Consider the following 18,547-nt stretch of genomic DNA (forward strand, 5'->3'; position numbering starts at 1 on the left):
CCGCGCTTCCAGCGGAGCGCTCAGCGGCGTGACAGCGCCCTGGCCCGCCGTGCGAGACGGCGCACGGTCGCGTTGCGCGGGATGAAGGAGAGCTGCGCGGGTACGGCGCCCGGCAGCGCCAGCGCGGTCAGGCGGCGGCGCTTGAAGTAGCGCCAGGTGTGCGGGTTCAGATGGCGGGAGAGGTAGTCCTCGGCCGCGCCGCGCAGCCCGGGGTAGATCTTGGGCTGCATGGCGAATCCCACCGCCTTGAGCAGCGCCGCCAGTTGCTCCACCTGCTCCCGCGTCGGCATCGCCCACCCCTCCACCGCCGCCCGGTCGGCGAGGTCGGGCAGCAGCGCCGCGACGATGGTCACCGGCACGCGGTTGCTGTTCTGGTAGGGCGTGAGCCGGGCCAGCACGGTGTCGGTCCCGACGCGGGCGACCGGGATGCCGTAGAGGCCGGCCGCCGTGAGCAGCGCGGTGGAGAAGCAGCCCACGGCGAGCGCGGGCCGCATCCGCTGGAACACCACCTCGGCGAGCACGGGCCGGTCAAGCAGGGTGAGTTCGGCGCCGAGCCGGGCCGCCTCGTCCTCCAGCAGCCGCGACCAGCGCGCGGGCGCGACCGGGTGCGGCTTGAAGACGAGCCGGCGGTGCCCGAGCGCCACGGCGCCGCGCACCATGCTCAGGTGCAGCTCCTCCTCCTCGGCGTCGCTGAGGATGTCGAGCGCGGAGAGGTACTGGCCCAGGAGCAGCGCCGGTTGCTCATCGAACACCGGCAACTCGCTCTCGGCCTCGCTCTCGGCGAGTTCGCCCAGCACCTTCAGGAACGCCTCGCCCGGCACCAGTTCGGGCGTGACGTCGAACTCGGTGAGCAGCAGCGGGGTCAGGCCCGGTACGAGATCGAGGTGCAGCAGCCGCCCGATACGGGTGCCGACCAGCGGATCGATCTTGTCGCGAGTGGGGCCATAGCTTATGAGGCCGTCCGCGTAGACATCGACGGGAGCGCCGGTGAACAGCTGGCACAGTGCCAGCGACGGATTGACCTGCACGGACTCGACGGCCAGGTGGACCTCGTCGTCGCCGAGTCCCCACAGCAGCCGTACGTACCGCTCCCACATGGGGATGTCGTCGCCCCGCGGGCTCCAGCCGCTTGGATGGAACGGCGCGATGGTCTCGTTCCAGGACAGCACCTCGTCGAAGCGCTCACCGATCCGCGCGAAACCCGGCATCGCGTCGACGGCGGGCGTCGTCTCGGGATTGGCCGCGTTGTTGGTGACGAGCAGCAGCCGCCGGTCGGTCGGCTCGAACAGTCCGGCGTCCAGTGCGGCGGCCAGGGTCGCGGCACCGTACAGGGTGGACGCGCAGAAGATCCGGGTGGTGCGGGGCATCAGGCGGCCACCGTCCGGGCGGACACGGGCCTGCGGCGCAGCCGCCGCAGCCGGCTCGCCCGCTGCGAGTCCATCGTGTCCATCACTTCCGCGAGCACGTCCTGCGGCATTCGCTTCAGGGCGGCGGAGCTCAGGGAGCGCAATTTTCGAGCCACGGCGGGTTCGAACCTCTCGATTGATCCGAGATGATGAGCCATGATCGCGCAGTAGGTGCGCACTGCTTTCGGCAGCAGCTTGTCCGCATCGGGGTCAAGCGCCGTTTCCTCGATTACCTGATCGAACGCGCGAATGAAATCCAGTTGCCGGACATCCCCGATCTGCGTGAGCGAGGAAGCCACCCCGCGCCGGTAGAAGACGCCCAGCAGACTCACGGCGGCGAAGGACTCCGCCTCCCGGTGCAGTTTCCAGATCCACGGCCGGTCCTCGGCCGTGCGCAGCCCGTGGGTGAAGTGCAGCAGTCCCTGGTCGACGAGCCGGCGGTGGTAGATGCCCGCCCATGCGTACGCGTAGTCGACCGACGTGGACCGGTCCGCGGGCAGGATCGCCTCGCGTGGCTTCATCACCACGCCCCGCCGGCCGTGCGGGACCCGGTGCACCGCGCGCGCCCGCCCGGTGCACTGCACATGGTCGGTACGCAGGAAGTCGCAGCCCAACTCGTCCATGGCGCCGACCAGCTGGTCGTAGTAGCCGGGGGCGAGCCAGTCGTCGCCGTCCAGGAACGTCAGGTATTCGCCGCGTGCGCGGTCGATCCCGGTGTTGCGCGCGGTCGCCAGGCCTCCGTTCTGCTCGTGTCTGACGAGCACCGCGCCGGGCAACTCGCGCTCCGCGCGCGCGAGAATGTCCGGGGTCCCGTCGCGCGAACAGTCGTCGACGAGAATGAATTCGAAGTCGTCACGAGTGTTCGCCCGCAGGCTTTTGAGAGTGTCCGGCGCGTATTGCTGCACGTTGTAGAACGGCACGATGACGGAGAGCTTGACCACCCGACCGACGTTAGAGGGCCGTCCGTCACCCGTCTTTACCGTTGGTTTGATGTCAGGTGAACTGCGCGTGGCGAACTCGTGAATCAGGTCTTCTCAAGTGCTGCCGGTGCCCTGAAACCCCATTCGGCGATGTGCTGTTAACCCTTTGTTGCTTTGGGGTTGGGTGGAACCTAGGAATGCCTTCCTACGGTCGAAGACGTGCCAGCAAGTGCAACGAAGGCCCTGCGAGTCGCCGTTCTCGCGGATTCCGACACCCGGTGGAAATGGGGTGCGCTCACCGCGAAGCGCACCATTTCCACGGAAAAGAGTGAATCGGACATCCGCCTCGACGGCTACCTTCTGCGGGGCCGAGCCACCCCCACCGCCCGCCAGCTCCAGGAGGTCGGCGTCCACGCCGACTCGCTCCGCGAGGTGACCGCCGTCGAGTTCCTGCGCGCGATGGGCGAGGAGTCGTACGACGTCCTCGTCCTCGCCCTGGTCGGCGGCGGCGTCCAGGCGATGCTGCACGGCCTGCGGCGCGTCTGGGCCGACAGTGCCACGCGGCCCGTCGTCGTCACCGGCTACGTCGGCGTCGTCTACGAGAAGCTCGCCGACGGATTGCTGCTGCGGCACGGCGCCGACCTCGTCCTCGCCAACTCCCGACAGGACGCGGACCGTTTCCGCGCCGTCTACGAGGGGGTCGGCGCCGACGCCTCGGCCGTCACGGAGGTCGCGCTGCCGTTCCTCGGCGGAGACCCGTATGCCGGTGAGCACGACCCGTACACGGTCGTCTTCGCCGCGCAGCCGTCCGTCCCGGCGAGCCGCACGGAACGTACGTACCTGCTGGAGCGCCTGATCCGGCACGCACGCACGCACCCCGAACGCGAGGTGCTGCTGAAACTGCGCTCCAGGCCGGGTGAACACACCACGCACATCGAGGAGTTGCCCTACCAGAAGCTGGCGCAGAAGGCCGACCCGCCGCCCAACTTCCGTCTGGTGTACGGGCACATGGGTGAGGTCCTCGACCGCACCGACCTGCTGGTCACGGTCAGCTCGACGGCCGCCCTGGAGGCCCTGCACCGCCGTATCCCGACCGTCGTCCTGACGGACCTGGGCGTGCGCGAGGTGCTCGGCAACCACCACTTCGTCGGCTCCGGCTGCCTCGCCTCCTGGGAGCAGCTCGACGCCGGACACCGTCCGGTGCCCGACGAGGAGTGGGTGGCCCGGCAGGGCGTCGCGGCCGACGGCTCCTACGCCACCGCCTTCGACGCGGCCCGCGAGCGGATCACCAAGCTCCTCGACCGCCCCGGCGGACTGCCGCCGCTGGCTCCGTACTACACGCCCGAGACCGCGCCCGGATACCTGCCGGGCATCCTCGCCCGCCACCACCTCGCCCCCGACGGCGCCCCGCTGCCCGGCGCGCCGGCCGCCGACAAGGAACCGGGAGCGGTTCGGCAGATCGTGCGCCGGGCGGCGCGCGGCGCCTACCGGCACGGCGTGCAGCGCGTGGCGCCCGTGATCCGGCGGATGGGCGAGCTGTGAGCGCCGCCCGGATACCTGCCCAAGGAGTAGATCCCATGTCCAACCCGGAAGCGGGCCAAGGCGTTTCGGTGCGCCGGGTGCTCGCGGTGATTCCCGCGCGCGGCGGCTCCAAGGGCGTGCCCGCGAAGAACCTCGCCCCCGTCGGCGGTGTCCCGCTCGTGGCCCGCGCCGTGCGCGAGTGCCGGGCCTCCCGGCTGGTGACCGACGTCGTCGTCTCCACCGACGACCAGGCCATCGCCGCCGCCGCCCGCCAGTCCGGCGCCGAGGTCGTGCTGCGCCCCGCCGCCATCGCCGGCGACACCGCCACCTCCGAGGCCGCCGTCCTGCACGCCATGGACGCCCACGAGGCCCTGCACGGCTCCCCGGTCGACGTGGTGCTGCTCGTGCAGTGCACCAGCCCGTTCATCGTCCGCGAGGACATCGACGGGGTCGCGGGCGCGGTCGTCGAGAACGGCGCCGACACGGCGGTGACCGTGGCGCCCTTCCACGGCTTCATCTGGCGGGACGCGGCCGACGATCCGACGGTCGTGGAGGCCGGGAGCGCGGACGAGGTGGGCGGCGGCACGAAGGCCGCCGACCCGGCGGTCACCGAGGGCGGTTACGGCGTCAACCACGACAAGTCCTTCCGCCCGCGCCGCCAGGACCGCCCGCAGGACCTGCTGGAGACCGGCGCCGCCTACGCGATGGACGCGGCCGGCTTCCGCAAGCACCAGCACCGCTTCTTCGGCCGCACGGAACTCGTGCGCACGGACCCGGCGCGGGTGCTGGAGATCGACGACCCGCACGACCTGGCCCGCGCCCGCGCGCTGGCCCCGCTCTTCGACGCGGACCGGCCCGGTTCGCTGCCGACCGCCGACGACATCGACGCGGTCGTACTCGACTTCGACGGCACCCAGACCGATGACCGGGTGCTGATCGACTCCGACGGACGGGAGTTCGTCTCCGTGCACCGCGGGGACGGCCTCGGCATCGCTGCCCTGCGCCGCAGCGGCCTGAAGATGCTGATCCTGTCCACGGAACAGAACCCGGTCGTCGCCGCCCGGGCCCGGAAGCTCAAGCTCCCGGTGCTGCACGGCATCGACCGGAAGGACCTCGCACTGAAGCAGTGGTGCGAGGAGCAGGGCATCGCGCCGGAGCGCGTGCTCTACGTCGGCAACGACGTCAATGACCTCCCGTGCTTCGCCCTCGTCGGCTGGCCCGTGGCGGTCGCGAGCGCCCACGACGTCGTGCGCGGCGCCGCACGCGCGGTCACCACCGTCCCCGGTGGCGACGGCGCGATCCGGGAGATCGCCAGCTGGATCCTCGGCCCCTCTCTCGACACCCTCACCAAGTAAGTAAGGACATCTCTGTCATGAGCACCAACTCCCGTCTGCGCACGTTCGGTTCGAAGACCGCCGGCCCGGGGCAGCCCGTCTACGTCGTCGGTGAGATCGGCATCAACCACAACGGCGAGCTCGAGAACGCCTTCAAGCTGATCGACGCGGCCGCCGAGGCCGGCTGTGACGCCGTGAAGTTCCAGAAGCGCACCCCGGAGATCTGCACCCCGCGCGACCAGTGGGACATCGAGCGCGACACCCCCTGGGGCCGGATGACCTACATCGACTACCGCCACCGCGTGGAGTTCGGTGAGGACGAGTACCGCCAGATCGACGAGTACTCCAAGGAGAAGGGCATCGACTGGTTCGCCTCCCCGTGGGACACCGAGGCCGTCGCCTTCCTGGAGAAGTTCGATGTTCCCGCCCACAAGGTCGCGTCCGCGTCGCTGACCGACGACGAGCTGCTGCGCGCCCTGCGCGCCACCGGCCGCACGGTCATCCTTTCCACCGGTATGTCCACCCCGAAGCAGATCCGCCACGCGGTCGAGGTCCTGGGCAGCGACAACATCCTGCTCTGCCACGCCACCTCGACGTACCCGGCCAAGGCCGAGGAGCTCAACCTCCGCGTCATCAACACCCTCCAGGCGGAGTACCCGAACGTCCCGATCGGCTACTCCGGCCACGAGACCGGCCTGCAGACCACGCTGGCCGCGGTCGCGCTCGGCGCGACCTTCGTCGAGCGCCACATCACCCTCGACCGCGCCATGTGGGGTTCGGACCAGGCCGCTTCCGTGGAGCCGCAGGGCCTCACGCGCCTCGTCCGCGACATCCGCACCATCGAGGCCTCGCTCGGCGACGGCGTGAAGAAGGTCTACGACTCCGAGCTCGGCCCGATGAAGAAGCTGCGCCGCGTCACCGGCGTCGTCGCCGAGGCGGAGATCGCCGCGGCCGCGGGCGAGCCGGTCGCGGTCTGAGTCCGGGTCCGGCTTCGAGTCCGACTTCGCATCCGACTTCGAGTGGCTTACGGGACGGTCGTACGTCGATGAACCCTCGCGCCGGGACCACCGGCACCACCCCCCACACCCTCGCCTTCGTCGAGAGCCCGGTGCAGCTCCTGAACGTGCTCGAATGGGCGCACGCGCACGGACTCGGTGGCCAGGAAACGCCCGGCGCGGGGTTCACCCTCGTCGTCCTCTCCCCGATGGACCCGATGACCCGGGGCCAGCTGCGCCGCATGGCGGAGCTGGCCCGCGAGGAGGGGCACGCGGTCCGCTGGGAGGAGGCGCGGGGCGGTACGACCGCGCCCTTCCGGACGATCGGCGGCCTGTCCCGGCTGTTGCGCCGGGCGGAACGCGTGGTGATGGGAGACCCCTTCTCCCGCTACGTACAACTGCTGCTGACCATCACCCGGGCCCGCGACCTGGTCGTCGTCGACGACGGCACGGCGACGATGGAGTTCGTCGCCCAGCTGGCCCGGGGCGAGCGGCTGGTGCGCTGGCACCGGAAGGGCGGCCGCCTGGGCCCTCGTGACGTCCTGTTCGCTCCCGTGTCGTCGTCGGCCCGGCGGCGGCTGACGCCGGGCGAGAAGCGCCGGGTCGAGATCTTCTCCTCGATGCCGATCGAGGAGGCGCCGGAGGGCGTGACGATCACGCCGAACGGCTTCGCCTGGACCCGCGCCCGCTTCGGCCCGCCCCGGGTCGCCAAGGGCGCGGACCTGGTCGGCACCTCGCTGGTGGAGACCGGCGTGGTGGACGTGGAGCGGTATCTGGAGGCCGTACGGGCTCTGGCCAAGGCGCACGGGGCGACGCGGTACTTCGCCCACCGCCGGGAGAGCACGGACAAACTCCACCGGCTGGCGGGGGAGACGGGACTGGAGATCGTCCGCCCCGAACTCCCGCTCGAGCTGATCGCCCGGCGGGGTCCGATCGGGCGGATGATCCTCAGCTTCCCGTCGACGGTCGTCCACACACTGCCGCTCGCGCTCGCCGGTACGGAGGTACGGGTGGCGGTGTGCGACATCGATCCCGCCTGGCTGACGGAGGACGCCTCGCCCAGGGCGCAGGGGTTCCTGTCGGGGGTCACGGGCACGGCGCGGGACGTCACACGGTTGTCGGCGGTGAGCGCGGTGTAGCCAGGCCCGTGCAGCCAGGCCCGGCTACTGCCCGGCTACCGCTCGGGCTTGCGGGCGAGGACGAAGGCCCGTGGGCGCTTCTCGTCGTCCAGGGGTTCACGCACGAGGCGCGCCTGGAGCCGGAAACCGGCCTCCGTGAGGAGTCCGGCCACGGTCTCCGGGGTGCGCCAGTGGTAGTCGAGCGAGATCTCGTGGCCGAAGCGCTCCGAGAGATGCAGCCCACCCTCGTCGTCGCCCCACTGGAACCCCAGGAGCACGTGGCCGCCGGGTTCCAGCACGCGGTGGAACTCCGCGAAGGCCGCCGGCAGGTGATCATCCGGGATGTGGATGATCGAGTAGAGGGCGAGGACTCCGCCGAGGGTCCCGTCCGGGAGGTCCAGCGACGTCATCGACCCCACGTGGAAACGGAGCGCGGGGTGCGCCTCGCGGGCCAGCGCCACCATCCTGGGGGACAGGTCGACCCCGAAGACCGGGACGCCGAGGGCGTGCAGTCTGGCGGTGACGTAACCGGGCCCGCTGCCGAGATCGGCGACGGGGGCCGCGCCCCGCTCCTGCACGAGCTCGGCGAAGGCGGTGACGAGAGACCGTTCGAGGGGGAGCTCGGCGAGGTGGTCCGCGAAGCGGGCGGTGTAGTCGTGGGCGATGGTGTCGTACGAGGTGCGCGTGGCCTCGATGAAGGGCGCGTCGGGGTTGGTCACGTGGCCGGAGGTTACCGAGGGCACCGCCGGGCCGCCCGCTCTTTTGCCAAGCTCAGGGTTCGTCCTCCGCTCGCCAGGTGAAGGCCGCCAGGCCCGAGGGCGGGTCGGCGCCGGCGGGCCCGGCCGGGGGCGGGCTCATGGCCCTCCTCGCGTTCGCTCTCGTCGGCCCGCGGCGCAGCAGCCACACCGCCGCCACCAGCAGCGAGCCTGTCGCGAGCATCAGGAGCAGCGTGGTCAGGGCCAGCGCGGCCGTGCCCAGGAAGCCGTACTTCGTCAGCATCCAGGGGATCTGGTCCTCGCCGCAGCCGCATGCCTCCAGGGGAGTCGTCATGGGAGCAGGCTGCCCGCTGTGGAGGCGTGGGGTGCCCAGCGTGCTGGGAACGCCGCTCGGAGGTGATGGTTCCGCAACCGGACGGGGTGCTCGCCGCGCTTCTGCGACCGTGCCGTTCCGACAGGCGAACAAGAACGGTATGGGTGTGGCGGGGCGTGGTATGTGTGGAGAGTGGGCGGATGCGACGCTCGACCGAAAAGCGGGCGAGTCTACCCATCCGAGTCGATGCCTATGCGTCTGGCGGCCAGGTTTTCTTCCCCTAACGGGCTGAACTTTTGTTGATCGAGGGTCAGTTGGCCGTCCCCGAGTCCTACCCTTCAGAGGGTGAAGCAATTGATGTCCCGAGAGTCCGAGGCCGATCTCCCCGGGGACGCCGTGCTCCCCGGCGCGCTGCCCGAGGCGCTGCGCGCCGAACTCGTCGCCTTCCGGCGCGACCTGCACATGCATCCCGAGCTCGGCAACCAGGAGTTCCGTACCACGGCGGCGATCAAGGAGCGCCTCGAGAAGGCCGGCCTGAAGCCTCGTGTGCTGGCTGTCGGGACCGGGCTCGTCTGTGACATCGGCGTGGACGGGGAGGAGTGGAACGGCGGGCCCGGCATGCTCGCCCTGCGCGCCGACATCGACGGCCTGCCCATTCCGGACACGAAGACCGAGTGCCCGTACCGGTCCACCGTGCCCGACCGGGCGCACGCCTGTGGGCATGACGTGCATACGACCGTCGTGCTGGGCGCCGGGCTCGTCCTCGCCGACCTGCACGAGAAGGGCCTGCTGCCGCGGCCCGTACGGCTGATCTTCCAGCCCGCCGAGGAAGTGCTCCCGGGCGGCGCCGCCGACGTCATCGAGTGCGGGGCGCTGGACGGCGTGCGGCAGATCATCGCCGTGCACTGCGACCCCAGGGTCGACGCCGGGCGGGTCGGGCTGCGGCCGGGAGCCATCACCTCGGCGTGCGACCGGCTCGAGATCGCCCTGGACGGGCCCGGCGGGCACACCGCGCGGCCCCATCTGACCACCGACCTCGTCACCGCCGCCGCCCGTGTCGCGACCGACGTGCCGGCGATCATCGCCCGGCGGGTCGACGCGCGCAGTGGGCTGGTCGTGACCTGGGGGCGGATCGAGTCCGGGCACGCTCCGAACGTCATTCCGCAGCACGCCGAGCTCTCGGGCACCGTGCGGTGCCTGGACATCGAGGCGTGGCGGCAGGCGCCCGACGTCGTGGTCGCCGCGATCGACGAGGTCGCCAACACCTACCGGGCGAAGTCCGAGATCAACTACGTGCGTGGTGTGCCGCCCGTGGTGAACAACCCGGTGGTCACCGAACTGCTGCGGGATGCCATGACCGTGCGGCGGGGCGCGGAGTCCGTCGAGACCACCGAGCAGAGCCTCGGCGGGGAGGACTTCTCCTGGTACCTCGAGCATGTGCCGGGGGCCCTGGCGCGGCTGGGTGTCCGTACGCCGGGGGAGCGCACGGTGCGCGACCTGCACCAAGGAGATTTCGACGCCGACGAGTCCGCGATCACGGTCGGCGTGGAGCTGTTCACGGCCGCCGCCCTGCTGGATGCCGCAAGCTGAGGCACGGGAGCGAAGGGGTGCCTGATAGGCGCCCCTTCGTCCGCTTGTGTCACTCGGACGTAACCGACGGCGGGGGAATGTAACCCGCCGTCGGCACGAATCGATAACGGCCGCGAGAAACCCCGTTCCTCTCCCCTTCTACGCGCGTTACTGTGCGCCGGAATCGCCACCGAGGCGGCACAAGGGGAAGCGGGCCGGCGACGGTGCCGTGGGGATGAAGGGTGCTTGCTGTGCGTCTGATATCTCGGAGGACCAAGTTCTCCCAAGCAGCGGTGACCGTCGCGGTCGTCGCACTCGCGGCCGCCGGTTGCGGCAAGTCCAGCACCGACTCGACCAGCACCGACTCGACCAGCAGCGGCTCCGAGTCCGGTAAGTACTCGGGCAAGGGCATCGGCCTCGCGTACGACATCGGCGGCAAGGGCGACCAGTCCTTCAACGACGCCGCGTACGCCGGTTTCGAGAAGGCCAAGACGGAGTTCAAGATCGGCGGCCAGGACGTCGAGCCGCAGGCCGACGAGTCCGACGCGGACAAGGTGCAGCGCCTGGAGACCCTCGCCAAGGCCGGCTACAACCCGATCATCGGCGTCGGCTACGCCTACGCGCCGGCCGTCAAGGAGGCCGCCGCGAAGTACCCGAAGATCACCTTCGGCATCATCGACGACGCGACCATCAAGGCCGACAATGTCGCCGACATGGTCTTCCACGAGGAGCAGTCCTCGTACCTGGCGGGCGTGGCCGCGGCCAAGGCCACCAAGAAGAACCACATCGGGTTCATCGGCGGCGTGGACATCCCGCTGATCCACAAGTTCGAGGCCGGGTTCGACCAGGGCGCCAAGTCCGTCAACCCGGACATCAAGATCGAGTCGCAGTACCTCACCCAGACGGCCCAGGAGGGCGGCTTCTCCAGCCCCGACAAGGGCGAGAACGCGGCCAACGGCCAGATCGAGGCCGGCGCCGACGTCGTCTACCAGGCGGCCGGTCTGTCCGGCCAGGGCGTGATCAAGGCTGCCGCCGCGCACAAGGTGTGGGCCATCGGTGTCGACTCCGACCAGTACGCGCAGGCGGCGCTCGCCCAGTACAAGGACTACATCCTCGGCTCGGCCCTGAAGAACGTCGGCGGCGCGGTCTACGACCTGGCCAAGTCCGTCGTCGACGGCAAGCCCCTGAAGGGTGAGGTGCGTGGCGACCTCAAGTCCGGCGGCGTCGGCTTCGCCGACTCCAACCCGAAGTACAAGGCCCTGACCGATGTCGTCTCCGCCGTCGACAAGGCCAAGGCGGACATCATCGCCGGTACGGTCACCGTCAAGACGGAGTAGCGGCGTCCCGGTCAAGACGGAGTAGCGGCGTCCCGGCCCCGTAAACAGGGGCCTGAAGGCCTTCCCGGGCATCCGTGCAGCCCGTGCGCCCCTTGCCTTCCGCAAGGGGCGCACTGCTGTCCGTATTCTGGGTTACATCTGTGGCCACAGCTCGATAACGGACGGGACAGAAGGGGTGTTCCGTCTGGTCTACGCGCGTTACGCTGCCGCGGAACCAGCGCCTGGTTGAGGCGCTTGCACGAAGGAGTCTCGTTCCATGCGCCGGGTGTCCCGTATCGCGGTTGCAGGCGTTGCAACCGCAGCTCTTGCCGTCACTGTTTCCGCCTGCGGAAGCTCGTCCACCTCGTCCTCCTCCTCCAGCAGCGGCAAGAACCTGGGCCTCGCCCTGGCGTACGACGTCGGCGGCAAGGGCGACCAGTCCTTCAACGACGCGGCCACCGCCGGCCTGGACAAGGCCGACAAGGAGTTCGGTTACAAGAGCACGGCCGTCGAGCCGCAGGACGGCGAGTCGGACGCGGACAAGGTGCAGCGCCTGGAGACGCTGGCCAAGCAGGGCTACAACCCGGTGATCGGCGTCGGCTTCGCCTACGCGCCGGCCGTCAAGGAGGTCGCCGCGAAGTACCCGAAGATCACCTTCGGCATCGTCGACGACGAGACCATCAAGGCCGACAACGTCGCCGACCTGGTCTTCCACGAGGAGCAGGCCTCCTACCTCGCCGGTGTCGCCGCCGCCAAGGCCACCAAGACCAACACCGTCGGCTTCGTCGGCGGCGTGGACGTCCCGCTGATCCACAAGTTCGGGGCCGGCTTCAAGCAGGGCGTCGAGGACACCAAGAAGGGCGTCACGGTCAAGGAGCAGTACCTGACCGAGACCGCCGCCGAGGGTGGCTTCTCCAGCCCGGACAAGGGTGAGAGCGCCGCCGAGGGTCAGATCGACGACGGCGCCGACGTGGTCTACGCCGCCGCCGGCCTGTCCGGCCAGGGCGTCATCAAGGCCGCGAACGCGCACAAGGTCTGGGCGATCGGCGTCGACTCCGACCAGTACAACCAGGACGCGCTGAAGACGTACAAGGACTCGATCCTCACCTCGGCCATGAAGAACGTCGAGGGCGCGGTCTACGACCTGGCCAAGTCCGTCAAGGACGGCAAGCCGGAGACCGGCGTGGTCCGCGGCAGCCTGGAGAACGGCGGCGTGAGCCTGTCGAACTCCAACCCGGACTTCGCGAGCAACACCGCGATCCAGGACGCCGTGAAGAAGGCCGAGGAAGGCATCAAGAACGGCACCATCACGGTGAAGACCTCCTGAACTGGCGCTGGTAGGCCTGTCGTAGACATGGCCAAAAGGACGCTGTAATGGCAGCGTTACGGCCGCGGAACGGGGTGCGGAGAGGATGTCTCCCTGCGCCCCGTTCGCGCGGCAGAATGCTCGGAACGGATCGAAAGCTAAACAAGATCGATCAGGTCCGGGCACTATTTAAAGCAGGGGCGCTACGCGCGTAGAGAGGCCCCTTTCCCAAGGAGAGTGCGCCATCGACGCGTCCAGCAGCCCTCCGCTCACCGCTCCGTCGACAGTCGCGGTCGAGCTGGCGGGGATCACCAAGCGATTTCCCGGTGTCGTCGCCAACCACGACATCCACCTGACGGTCCGCAAGGGCACCGTCCACGCCCTCGTCGGCGAGAACGGCGCCGGCAAGTCGACGCTGATGAAGATCCTCTACGGCATGCAGAAGCCGGACGAGGGCACCATCGCGGTCGACGGCGAGCAGGTCGCCTTCGGCAGCCCCGCCGACGCCATCGCCCGTGGCATCGGCATGGTCCACCAGCACTTCATGCTGGCCGACAACCTGACCGTCCTGGAGAACGTGGTGCTGGGCAGCGAGAAGCTGTACGGCATCGGCGGCAACGCCCGTAAGAAGATCAAGGCGATCTCCGACCGGTACGGACTGGGCGTCCGCCCGGACGCCCTGGTCGAGGACCTCGGCGTCGCCGACCGTCAGCGCGTGGAGATCCTCAAGGTCCTCTACCGCGGCGCCACGACCCTCATCCTCGACGAGCCGACCGCCGTGCTCGTGCCGCAGGAGGTCGACGCGCTCTTCGACAACCTGCGTGAGCTGAAGTCCGAGGGCCTGTCCGTCATCTTCATCTCGCACAAGCTGGGCGAGGTGCTGTCGGTCGCCGACGAGATCACGGTCATCCGGCGCGGTACGACAGTGGGGACCGCCGTTCCCTCCGAGACCACCCCCCGCCAGCTCGCCGAGATGATGGTCGGCAGCGAGCTGCCCACCCCGGAGACGGCCGAGTCGACGGTCACGGACAAGCCGGTGATCGAGGTCAGGAACCTCACCGTCTACGCCAGCGGCGGCGCCTCCCTCGGCGAGCTGGGCGAGCCCACGGGCGAGGGGCTCACCGAGTTCGCGGGTGGCGGAGACATAAAGCGCGTCCTCGACGACGTCACCTTCACCATCCACGCCGGCGAGGTCATGGGCATCGCGGGCGTCGAGGGCAACGGCCAGACGGAACTGATCGACGCCCTGATCGGCACCAAGCACGCCGACTCCGGCACCATCGCCTTCCTCGGCCAGGACATCACCCCCTGGCCCACCCGCAAGCGCCGCGAGAGCGGCGTCGGCTACATCCCCGAGGACCGCCACCGCCAGGGCCTGCTCCTGGAGGCCCCCCTCTGGGAGAACCGCATACTCGGCCACGTCACCGAGAAGCCCAATGCGAAGGGCTTCTGGCTGGACCCGAAGGGCGCCCAGGCCGACACGCGCCGCATCGTCGAGGAGTACGACGTCCGCACCCCCGGTATCGACGTCACCGCGGCCTCGCTCTCCGGCGGCAACCAGCAGAAGCTGATCGTCGGCCGCGAGATGAGCCACAACCCCAAGTTCCTGATCGCCGCCCATCCCACCCGCGGCGTGGACGTCGGCGCCCAGGCGCAGATCTGGGACCGCATCCGCGAGGCCCGCCGCGAGGGCCTGGCCGTGCTGCTGATCTCCGCCGACCTGGACGAGCTGATCGGCCTGTCCGACACCCTGCGCGTGATCTACGACGGCAGGCTCGTCGCCGACGCCGATCCGGCGACGATCACCCCGGAGGAGCTCGGCTCGGCCATGACCGGCGCCGCCTCCGGGCACCTGGAGCACGTCGAGGAAGAGACCGCCCCGGAGGACGAGGCCCGATGAAGAAGTTCGACAAGGAGCGCGCGCTCCTCGCGGTGGCCGGCCCGGTCATCGCGCTCGTCGCGGCGATCCTGCTGACCTCGGTCGTGCTGGTCGCCTCCGGCAAGAACCCGTTCGAGCCGTACCGGCTGATGCTGGAGCAGATTCCCTACTCCGACGTCCAGGTACTGATCATCAACCAGGCTTCGCTGTACTACATCGCAGCCCTCGCGGTCGCCCTCGGCTTCCGTATGAACCTCTTCAACATCGGCGTGGACGGCCAGTACCGGCTCGCCGCCATGATGACCGCCGTCGTCGGCGCCCACGTGGCGCTGCCGTCGTTCCTGCAGATTCCGTTCCTGCTGATCGTCGGCGCGCTCACCGGTGCCTTCTGGGCCGGTATCGCGGGTGTCCTGAAGGTGACCCGCGGCGTCAGCGAGGTCGTCGCGACGATCATGCTCAACGCGATCGCCACCAGTCTCATCGGCTACCTCACCACCCAGGACATCTGGGGTGTGCAGGTCGGCAACAACAACACGACCGGCGTGATGAAGGAGTCCGGCTGGGTTCCCGGCATCAACCTGGGCTCGGACGTCGGCGAGATCTACGGCCTGGTCTTCCTCGCGATCGCCCTGGGCATCGCGTACTGGGTCGTCCTCAACCGCACCCGCTTCGGTTTCGACCTTCGCGCCACCGGCGAGTCGGAGACCGCCGCGGCGGCCTCCGGCGTCAACGCCAAGCGCATGGTGCTCACCGCGATGCTGATCTCCGGCGCGGTGGCGGGTCTGTCCGGGCTGCCGCTCCTGCTCGGCGACTCCCACACCTACAGCCTGAGCTTCCCGGCCGGGCTCGGCTTCACGGCCATCGGCATCGCCCTGCTCGGTCGCAACAACCCCGGCGGCATCGCCCTCGCCGCGCTGCTGTGGGCCTTCCTCGACAAGGCCTCTCCGGCTCTCGACTACGCAACCCCCGTGGCGTACGAGAAGGAGATCGCCACGATCATGCAGGGCCTGATCGTCTTCGCGGTCGTCATCTCCTACGAGGCCGTACGGCAGTGGGGTCTGCGCCGCCAGCAGAAGCAGGTCGGCGCGGAGCTCGCCGCGGCCGCCGCTCAGAACACCAAGAAGGAGGTGGCGGCCTGATGTCCACCGCGACCATCGCCAAGAAGCCGCAGGCGACGCCCGGCAAGGGCGGCCGCCGCATGTCGCTCCCCGTACTCCTGCTGGTCATCGCGGGCGTACTGGTCCTGACCTCGATCGTCCGGCTGATCAGCGGCGCGGACGGCATCACCTCCACCGGCCAGATGTCCACCGCCCTGCGCCTGGCCGTGCCGATCGGCCTCGCCGGTCTCGGCGGTCTGTGGGCCGAGCGCGCGGGCGTCGTCAACATCGGCCTCGAGGGCATGATGATCCTCGGCACCTGGTTCGGCGCCTGGGCCGGCTACCAGTGGGGCCCGTGGACCGGTGTCGTCTTCGGCATCATCGGCGGCGCGCTCGGTGCCGTCCTGCACGCCATCGCCACCGTGACCTTCAACGTCAACCACATCGTCTCCGGTGTGGCCATCAACATCCTGGCGCTGGGCACCACCCGCTACCTGTCGAAGTTCACCTTCGAGGACGCCCCGCAGGGCTCCGCCAAGCAGTCCCCGCCGATCGACTCGCTGGGCACCTTCGACATCCCCGGTCTGTCCAGCGCGCTGGACACCCTCAACCAGAAGCACTGGTTCCTGGTCTCGGACCTGGCCGGCCTGGTCGGCGGTCTGATCACCGACCTGTCGCCGCTCACCGTCGTGGCCGTCGCCCTCGTACCGGTCAGTTGGTACGTGCTGTGGCGCACTGCCTTCGGTCTGCGTCTGCGCTCCTGCGGCGAGAACCCGGTGGCGGCCGAGTCCCTCGGCGTCAACGTCTACAAGTACAAGTACATCGCCGTGATCATCTCGGGCGGCTTCGCCGGTCTCGGCGGCGCCTTCCTGTCGATCGTCGCGTCGAACGTGTACCTGGACGGCCAGACCGCCGGCCGCGGCTACATCGGTCTCGCGGCGATGATCTTCGGCAACTGGATGCCGGGCGGCCTCGCCCTCGGCGCGGGCCTGTTCGGCTACACCGACAGCCTCAACCTGCGCGGCGGCACGACCAACGTCCACGCGCTGATCCTGCTGCTGGCGATCCTGCTGGTGTTCGGCGCGGCCTACCTCGCCTGGCAGAAGAAGTACGTCGCCACCGCGATCACAGCCGTCATCTCGGCCCTGATGTTCGTCTGGTACACCAGCACGGGCGAGGTCCCGCGCCAGCTCGTGACGGCGGCTCCGTACATCGTCACCCTGCTGGTGCTCTCCCTGTCCGCCCAGCGTCTTCGGATGCCGAAGGCGGACGGCCTCCCGTACCGCAAGGGGCAAGGCAAGTGACCCCGGCCGTCACCGTCGACTGGGACGCCCTGCGCGTGCTGGCCCGCGAGGCCATGACCCGCGCGTACGCCCCCTACTCGGGCTACCCGGTCGGGGTCGCCGCCCTGGTCGACGACGGCCGCACGGTCTCCGGCTGCAACGTCGAGAACGCCTCGTACGGGCTCGGGCTGTGCGCCGAGTGCGGGCTGGTCTCGGAGCTGCAGCGGACCGGCGGAGGCCGCCTCACGCACTTCACGTGCGTGGACGGCAAGGGCGACATCCTCGTCCCGTGCGGCCGCTGCCGGCAGCTGCTGTACGAGTTCGGCGGACCGGATCTCCTCCTGGAGACCCCGAAGGGGATCCTGCCGCTGGCGGAGATGCTGCCGCAGGCCTTCGGCCCGGATCACCTCACCAAGTGAGTCCCGTGCGGCCCCTCTGACTCGCGCAGAGGGGCCGCGCTCTTCGCAATACCCGGAAGGAAAGCCATGGCCATGGACGCCATCTCCGTCATCCGTACCAAGCGGGACCGCGGTGAGCTCAGCGACGAGCAGATCGACTGGGTCATCGACGCGTACACGCGCGGCGAGGTCGCCGACGAGCAGATGTCGGCCCTCGCGATGGCCATCCTGCTCAACGGCATGAACCGCCGCGAGATCGCCCGCTGGACCGCCGCGATGATCGCCTCGGGCGAGCGCATGGACTTCTCGTCCCTGTCCCGCCCGACCGCCGACAAGCACTCCACGGGCGGCGTCGGCGACAAGATCACCCTGCCGCTGGCCCCGCTGGTGGCGGCGTGCGGTGCCGCCGTACCCCAGCTGTCGGGCCGCGGTCTCGGCCACACCGGCGGCACGCTCGACAAGCTGGAGTCGATCCCCGGCTGGCGGGCCCTGCTCTCCAACGAGGAGATGCTGCACGTCCTCGACACCACCGGCGCGGTGATCTGCGCGGCGGGCGACGGCCTGGCCCCCGCCGACAAGAAGCTGTACGCCCTGCGCGACGTGACCGGCACGGTAGAGGCGATCCCGCTGATCGCCTCCTCGATCATGTCGAAGAAGATCGCCGAGGGCACGGGCTCCCTGGTCCTTGACGTGAAGGTCGGCACGGGCGCCTTCATGAAGACGATCGAGGACGCGCGGGAACTCGCGTCCACGATGGTGGGCCTGGGCACGGACCACGGGGTGAAGACCGTCGCACTCCTGACGGACATGTCGACCCCCCTCGGCCTGACCGCCGGCAACGCGCTGGAGGTCCGCGAGTCGCTGGAGGTCCTGGCGGGCGGCGGCCCGGCGGACGTCGTCGAGCTCACGATCGCCCTGGCCCGCGAAATGCTGGACGCGGCGGGCGTGAAGGACGCCGACCCGGCGAAGGCCCTGGCCGACGGCTCCGCGATGGACGTCTGGCGCCGCATGATCGCGGCCCAGGGCGGCGACCCGGACGCCCCCCTGCCCACGTCGAAGGAACAGCACGTCGTCAAGGCCGCGTCCTCGGGCGTCCTGACCCGCCTCGACGCCTACGACATCGGCATCGCCGCCTGGCGCCTCGGCGCCGGACGCGCCCGCAAGGAGGACCCGGTGCAGGCCGGCGCGGGCGTCGAACTGCACGCCAAGCCGGGCGACACGGTGACCGAGGGCCAGCCCCTGCTGACGCTGCACACCGACACGCCCGACCGCCTCGAGTACGCCCTTCAGGCGATCGAGGGTTCGTACGACGTCGCGGCCGCCGGTACGGAGTTCACGGCGGCGCCGGTCGTGCTGGAACGCATCGCCTGACCTGC

At 70.0% G+C, this 18,547-nt stretch carries 16 protein-coding genes; 12 read left to right on the plus strand and 4 right to left on the minus strand.

The features are described 5' to 3' along the window. Window positions 1-20: 20 nt before the first annotated feature. Both ABT114_RS34800 and ABT114_RS34805 read right to left on the minus strand, forming a co-directional pair. The gene (locus ABT114_RS34800) at window positions 21-1,367 is read right to left on the minus strand and encodes a polysialyltransferase family glycosyltransferase (RefSeq protein ID WP_351146930.1); all 1,347 of its coding nucleotides are present in this window, start codon (window positions 1,365-1,367) and stop codon (window positions 21-23) included. Then, on the minus strand, window positions 1,367-2,347 hold the full coding sequence (locus ABT114_RS34805) for a glycosyltransferase family 2 protein (protein WP_351146931.1): 981 nt from the start codon (window positions 2,345-2,347) through the stop codon (window positions 1,367-1,369). The genes ABT114_RS34800 and ABT114_RS34805 overlap by 1 nt, the downstream gene beginning before the upstream one ends. A 198-nt stretch (window positions 2,348-2,545) precedes the next feature. Here ABT114_RS34805 and ABT114_RS34810 point away from each other — a divergent pair, with 198 nt between their 5' ends. From ABT114_RS34810 to ABT114_RS34825, 4 genes are all read left to right on the plus strand, one after another. Then, window positions 2,546-3,868, plus strand: coding sequence for a DUF6716 putative glycosyltransferase (locus tag ABT114_RS34810; RefSeq protein WP_351146932.1), 1,323 nt, complete (start codon window positions 2,546-2,548; stop codon window positions 3,866-3,868). A 35-nt stretch (window positions 3,869-3,903) separates the two neighbouring features. Beyond that, the gene (locus ABT114_RS34815; protein ID WP_351146933.1) at window positions 3,904-5,202 is read left to right on the plus strand and encodes a cytidylyltransferase domain-containing protein; all 1,299 of its coding nucleotides are present in this window, start codon (window positions 3,904-3,906) and stop codon (window positions 5,200-5,202) included. Window positions 5,203-5,219: 17 nt separating this feature from the next. Beyond that, the gene (locus ABT114_RS34820) at window positions 5,220-6,158 is read left to right on the plus strand and encodes an N-acetylneuraminate synthase family protein (protein ID WP_351146934.1); all 939 of its coding nucleotides are present in this window, start codon (window positions 5,220-5,222) and stop codon (window positions 6,156-6,158) included. Between the two features lie 68 nt (window positions 6,159-6,226). Continuing rightward, window positions 6,227-7,315, plus strand: coding sequence for a hypothetical protein (locus tag ABT114_RS34825; RefSeq protein ID WP_351146935.1), 1,089 nt, complete (start codon window positions 6,227-6,229; stop codon window positions 7,313-7,315). A 35-nt stretch (window positions 7,316-7,350) separates the two neighbouring features. Here the strand turns inward: ABT114_RS34825 and ABT114_RS34830 are convergent, their stop codons facing one another. Further along, on the minus strand, window positions 7,351-8,013 hold the full coding sequence (locus tag ABT114_RS34830) for a class I SAM-dependent DNA methyltransferase (protein ID WP_351146936.1): 663 nt from the start codon (window positions 8,011-8,013) through the stop codon (window positions 7,351-7,353). 52 nt (window positions 8,014-8,065) lie between these two features. Then, window positions 8,066-8,344, minus strand: coding sequence for a hypothetical protein (locus ABT114_RS34835; RefSeq protein ID WP_351146937.1), 279 nt, complete (start codon window positions 8,342-8,344; stop codon window positions 8,066-8,068). Window positions 8,345-8,680: 336 nt separating this feature from the next. On the opposite strand from ABT114_RS34835, the gene ABT114_RS34840 reads away from it, so the two are divergent. From ABT114_RS34840 to ABT114_RS34875, 8 genes are all read left to right on the plus strand, one after another. Further along, window positions 8,681-9,913, plus strand: coding sequence for an amidohydrolase (locus ABT114_RS34840; protein ID WP_351146938.1), 1,233 nt, complete (start codon window positions 8,681-8,683; stop codon window positions 9,911-9,913). Between the two features lie 272 nt (window positions 9,914-10,185). Next, window positions 10,186-11,229, plus strand: coding sequence for a BMP family lipoprotein (locus ABT114_RS34845; RefSeq protein WP_502988445.1), 1,044 nt, complete (start codon window positions 10,186-10,188; stop codon window positions 11,227-11,229). A gap of 256 nt (window positions 11,230-11,485) precedes the next feature. After that, window positions 11,486-12,535: a BMP family lipoprotein gene (locus ABT114_RS34850; RefSeq protein ID WP_351146939.1), complete on the plus strand. Its 1,050-nt coding sequence runs from the start codon at window positions 11,486-11,488 to the stop codon at window positions 12,533-12,535. A gap of 223 nt (window positions 12,536-12,758) precedes the next feature. After that, window positions 12,759-14,414, plus strand: a complete 1,656-nt coding sequence (locus ABT114_RS34855) for an ABC transporter ATP-binding protein (RefSeq protein ID WP_351147158.1) — start codon at window positions 12,759-12,761, stop codon at window positions 14,412-14,414. Next, window positions 14,411-15,532: an ABC transporter permease gene (locus tag ABT114_RS34860; RefSeq protein ID WP_351146940.1), complete on the plus strand. Its 1,122-nt coding sequence runs from the start codon at window positions 14,411-14,413 to the stop codon at window positions 15,530-15,532. Before ABT114_RS34855 ends, ABT114_RS34860 begins: the two co-directional genes overlap by 4 nt. Then, on the plus strand, window positions 15,532-16,794 hold the full coding sequence (locus ABT114_RS34865) for an ABC transporter permease (protein ID WP_351146941.1): 1,263 nt from the start codon (window positions 15,532-15,534) through the stop codon (window positions 16,792-16,794). Before ABT114_RS34860 ends, ABT114_RS34865 begins: the two co-directional genes overlap by 1 nt. Then, a complete protein-coding gene (locus ABT114_RS34870; RefSeq protein WP_351146942.1) occupies window positions 16,791-17,192 on the plus strand; it encodes a cytidine deaminase in 402 nt (133 codons plus the stop codon). Before ABT114_RS34865 ends, ABT114_RS34870 begins: the two co-directional genes overlap by 4 nt. Before the next feature lie 72 nt (window positions 17,193-17,264). Further along, window positions 17,265-18,542: a thymidine phosphorylase gene (locus ABT114_RS34875; RefSeq protein ID WP_351146943.1), complete on the plus strand. Its 1,278-nt coding sequence runs from the start codon at window positions 17,265-17,267 to the stop codon at window positions 18,540-18,542. Window positions 18,543-18,547: the final 5 nt, after the last annotated feature.

Source organism: Streptomyces sp. NPDC002088 (genome assembly GCF_040296605.1).
GTDB lineage: Bacteria > Actinomycetota > Actinomycetes > Streptomycetales > Streptomycetaceae > Streptomyces.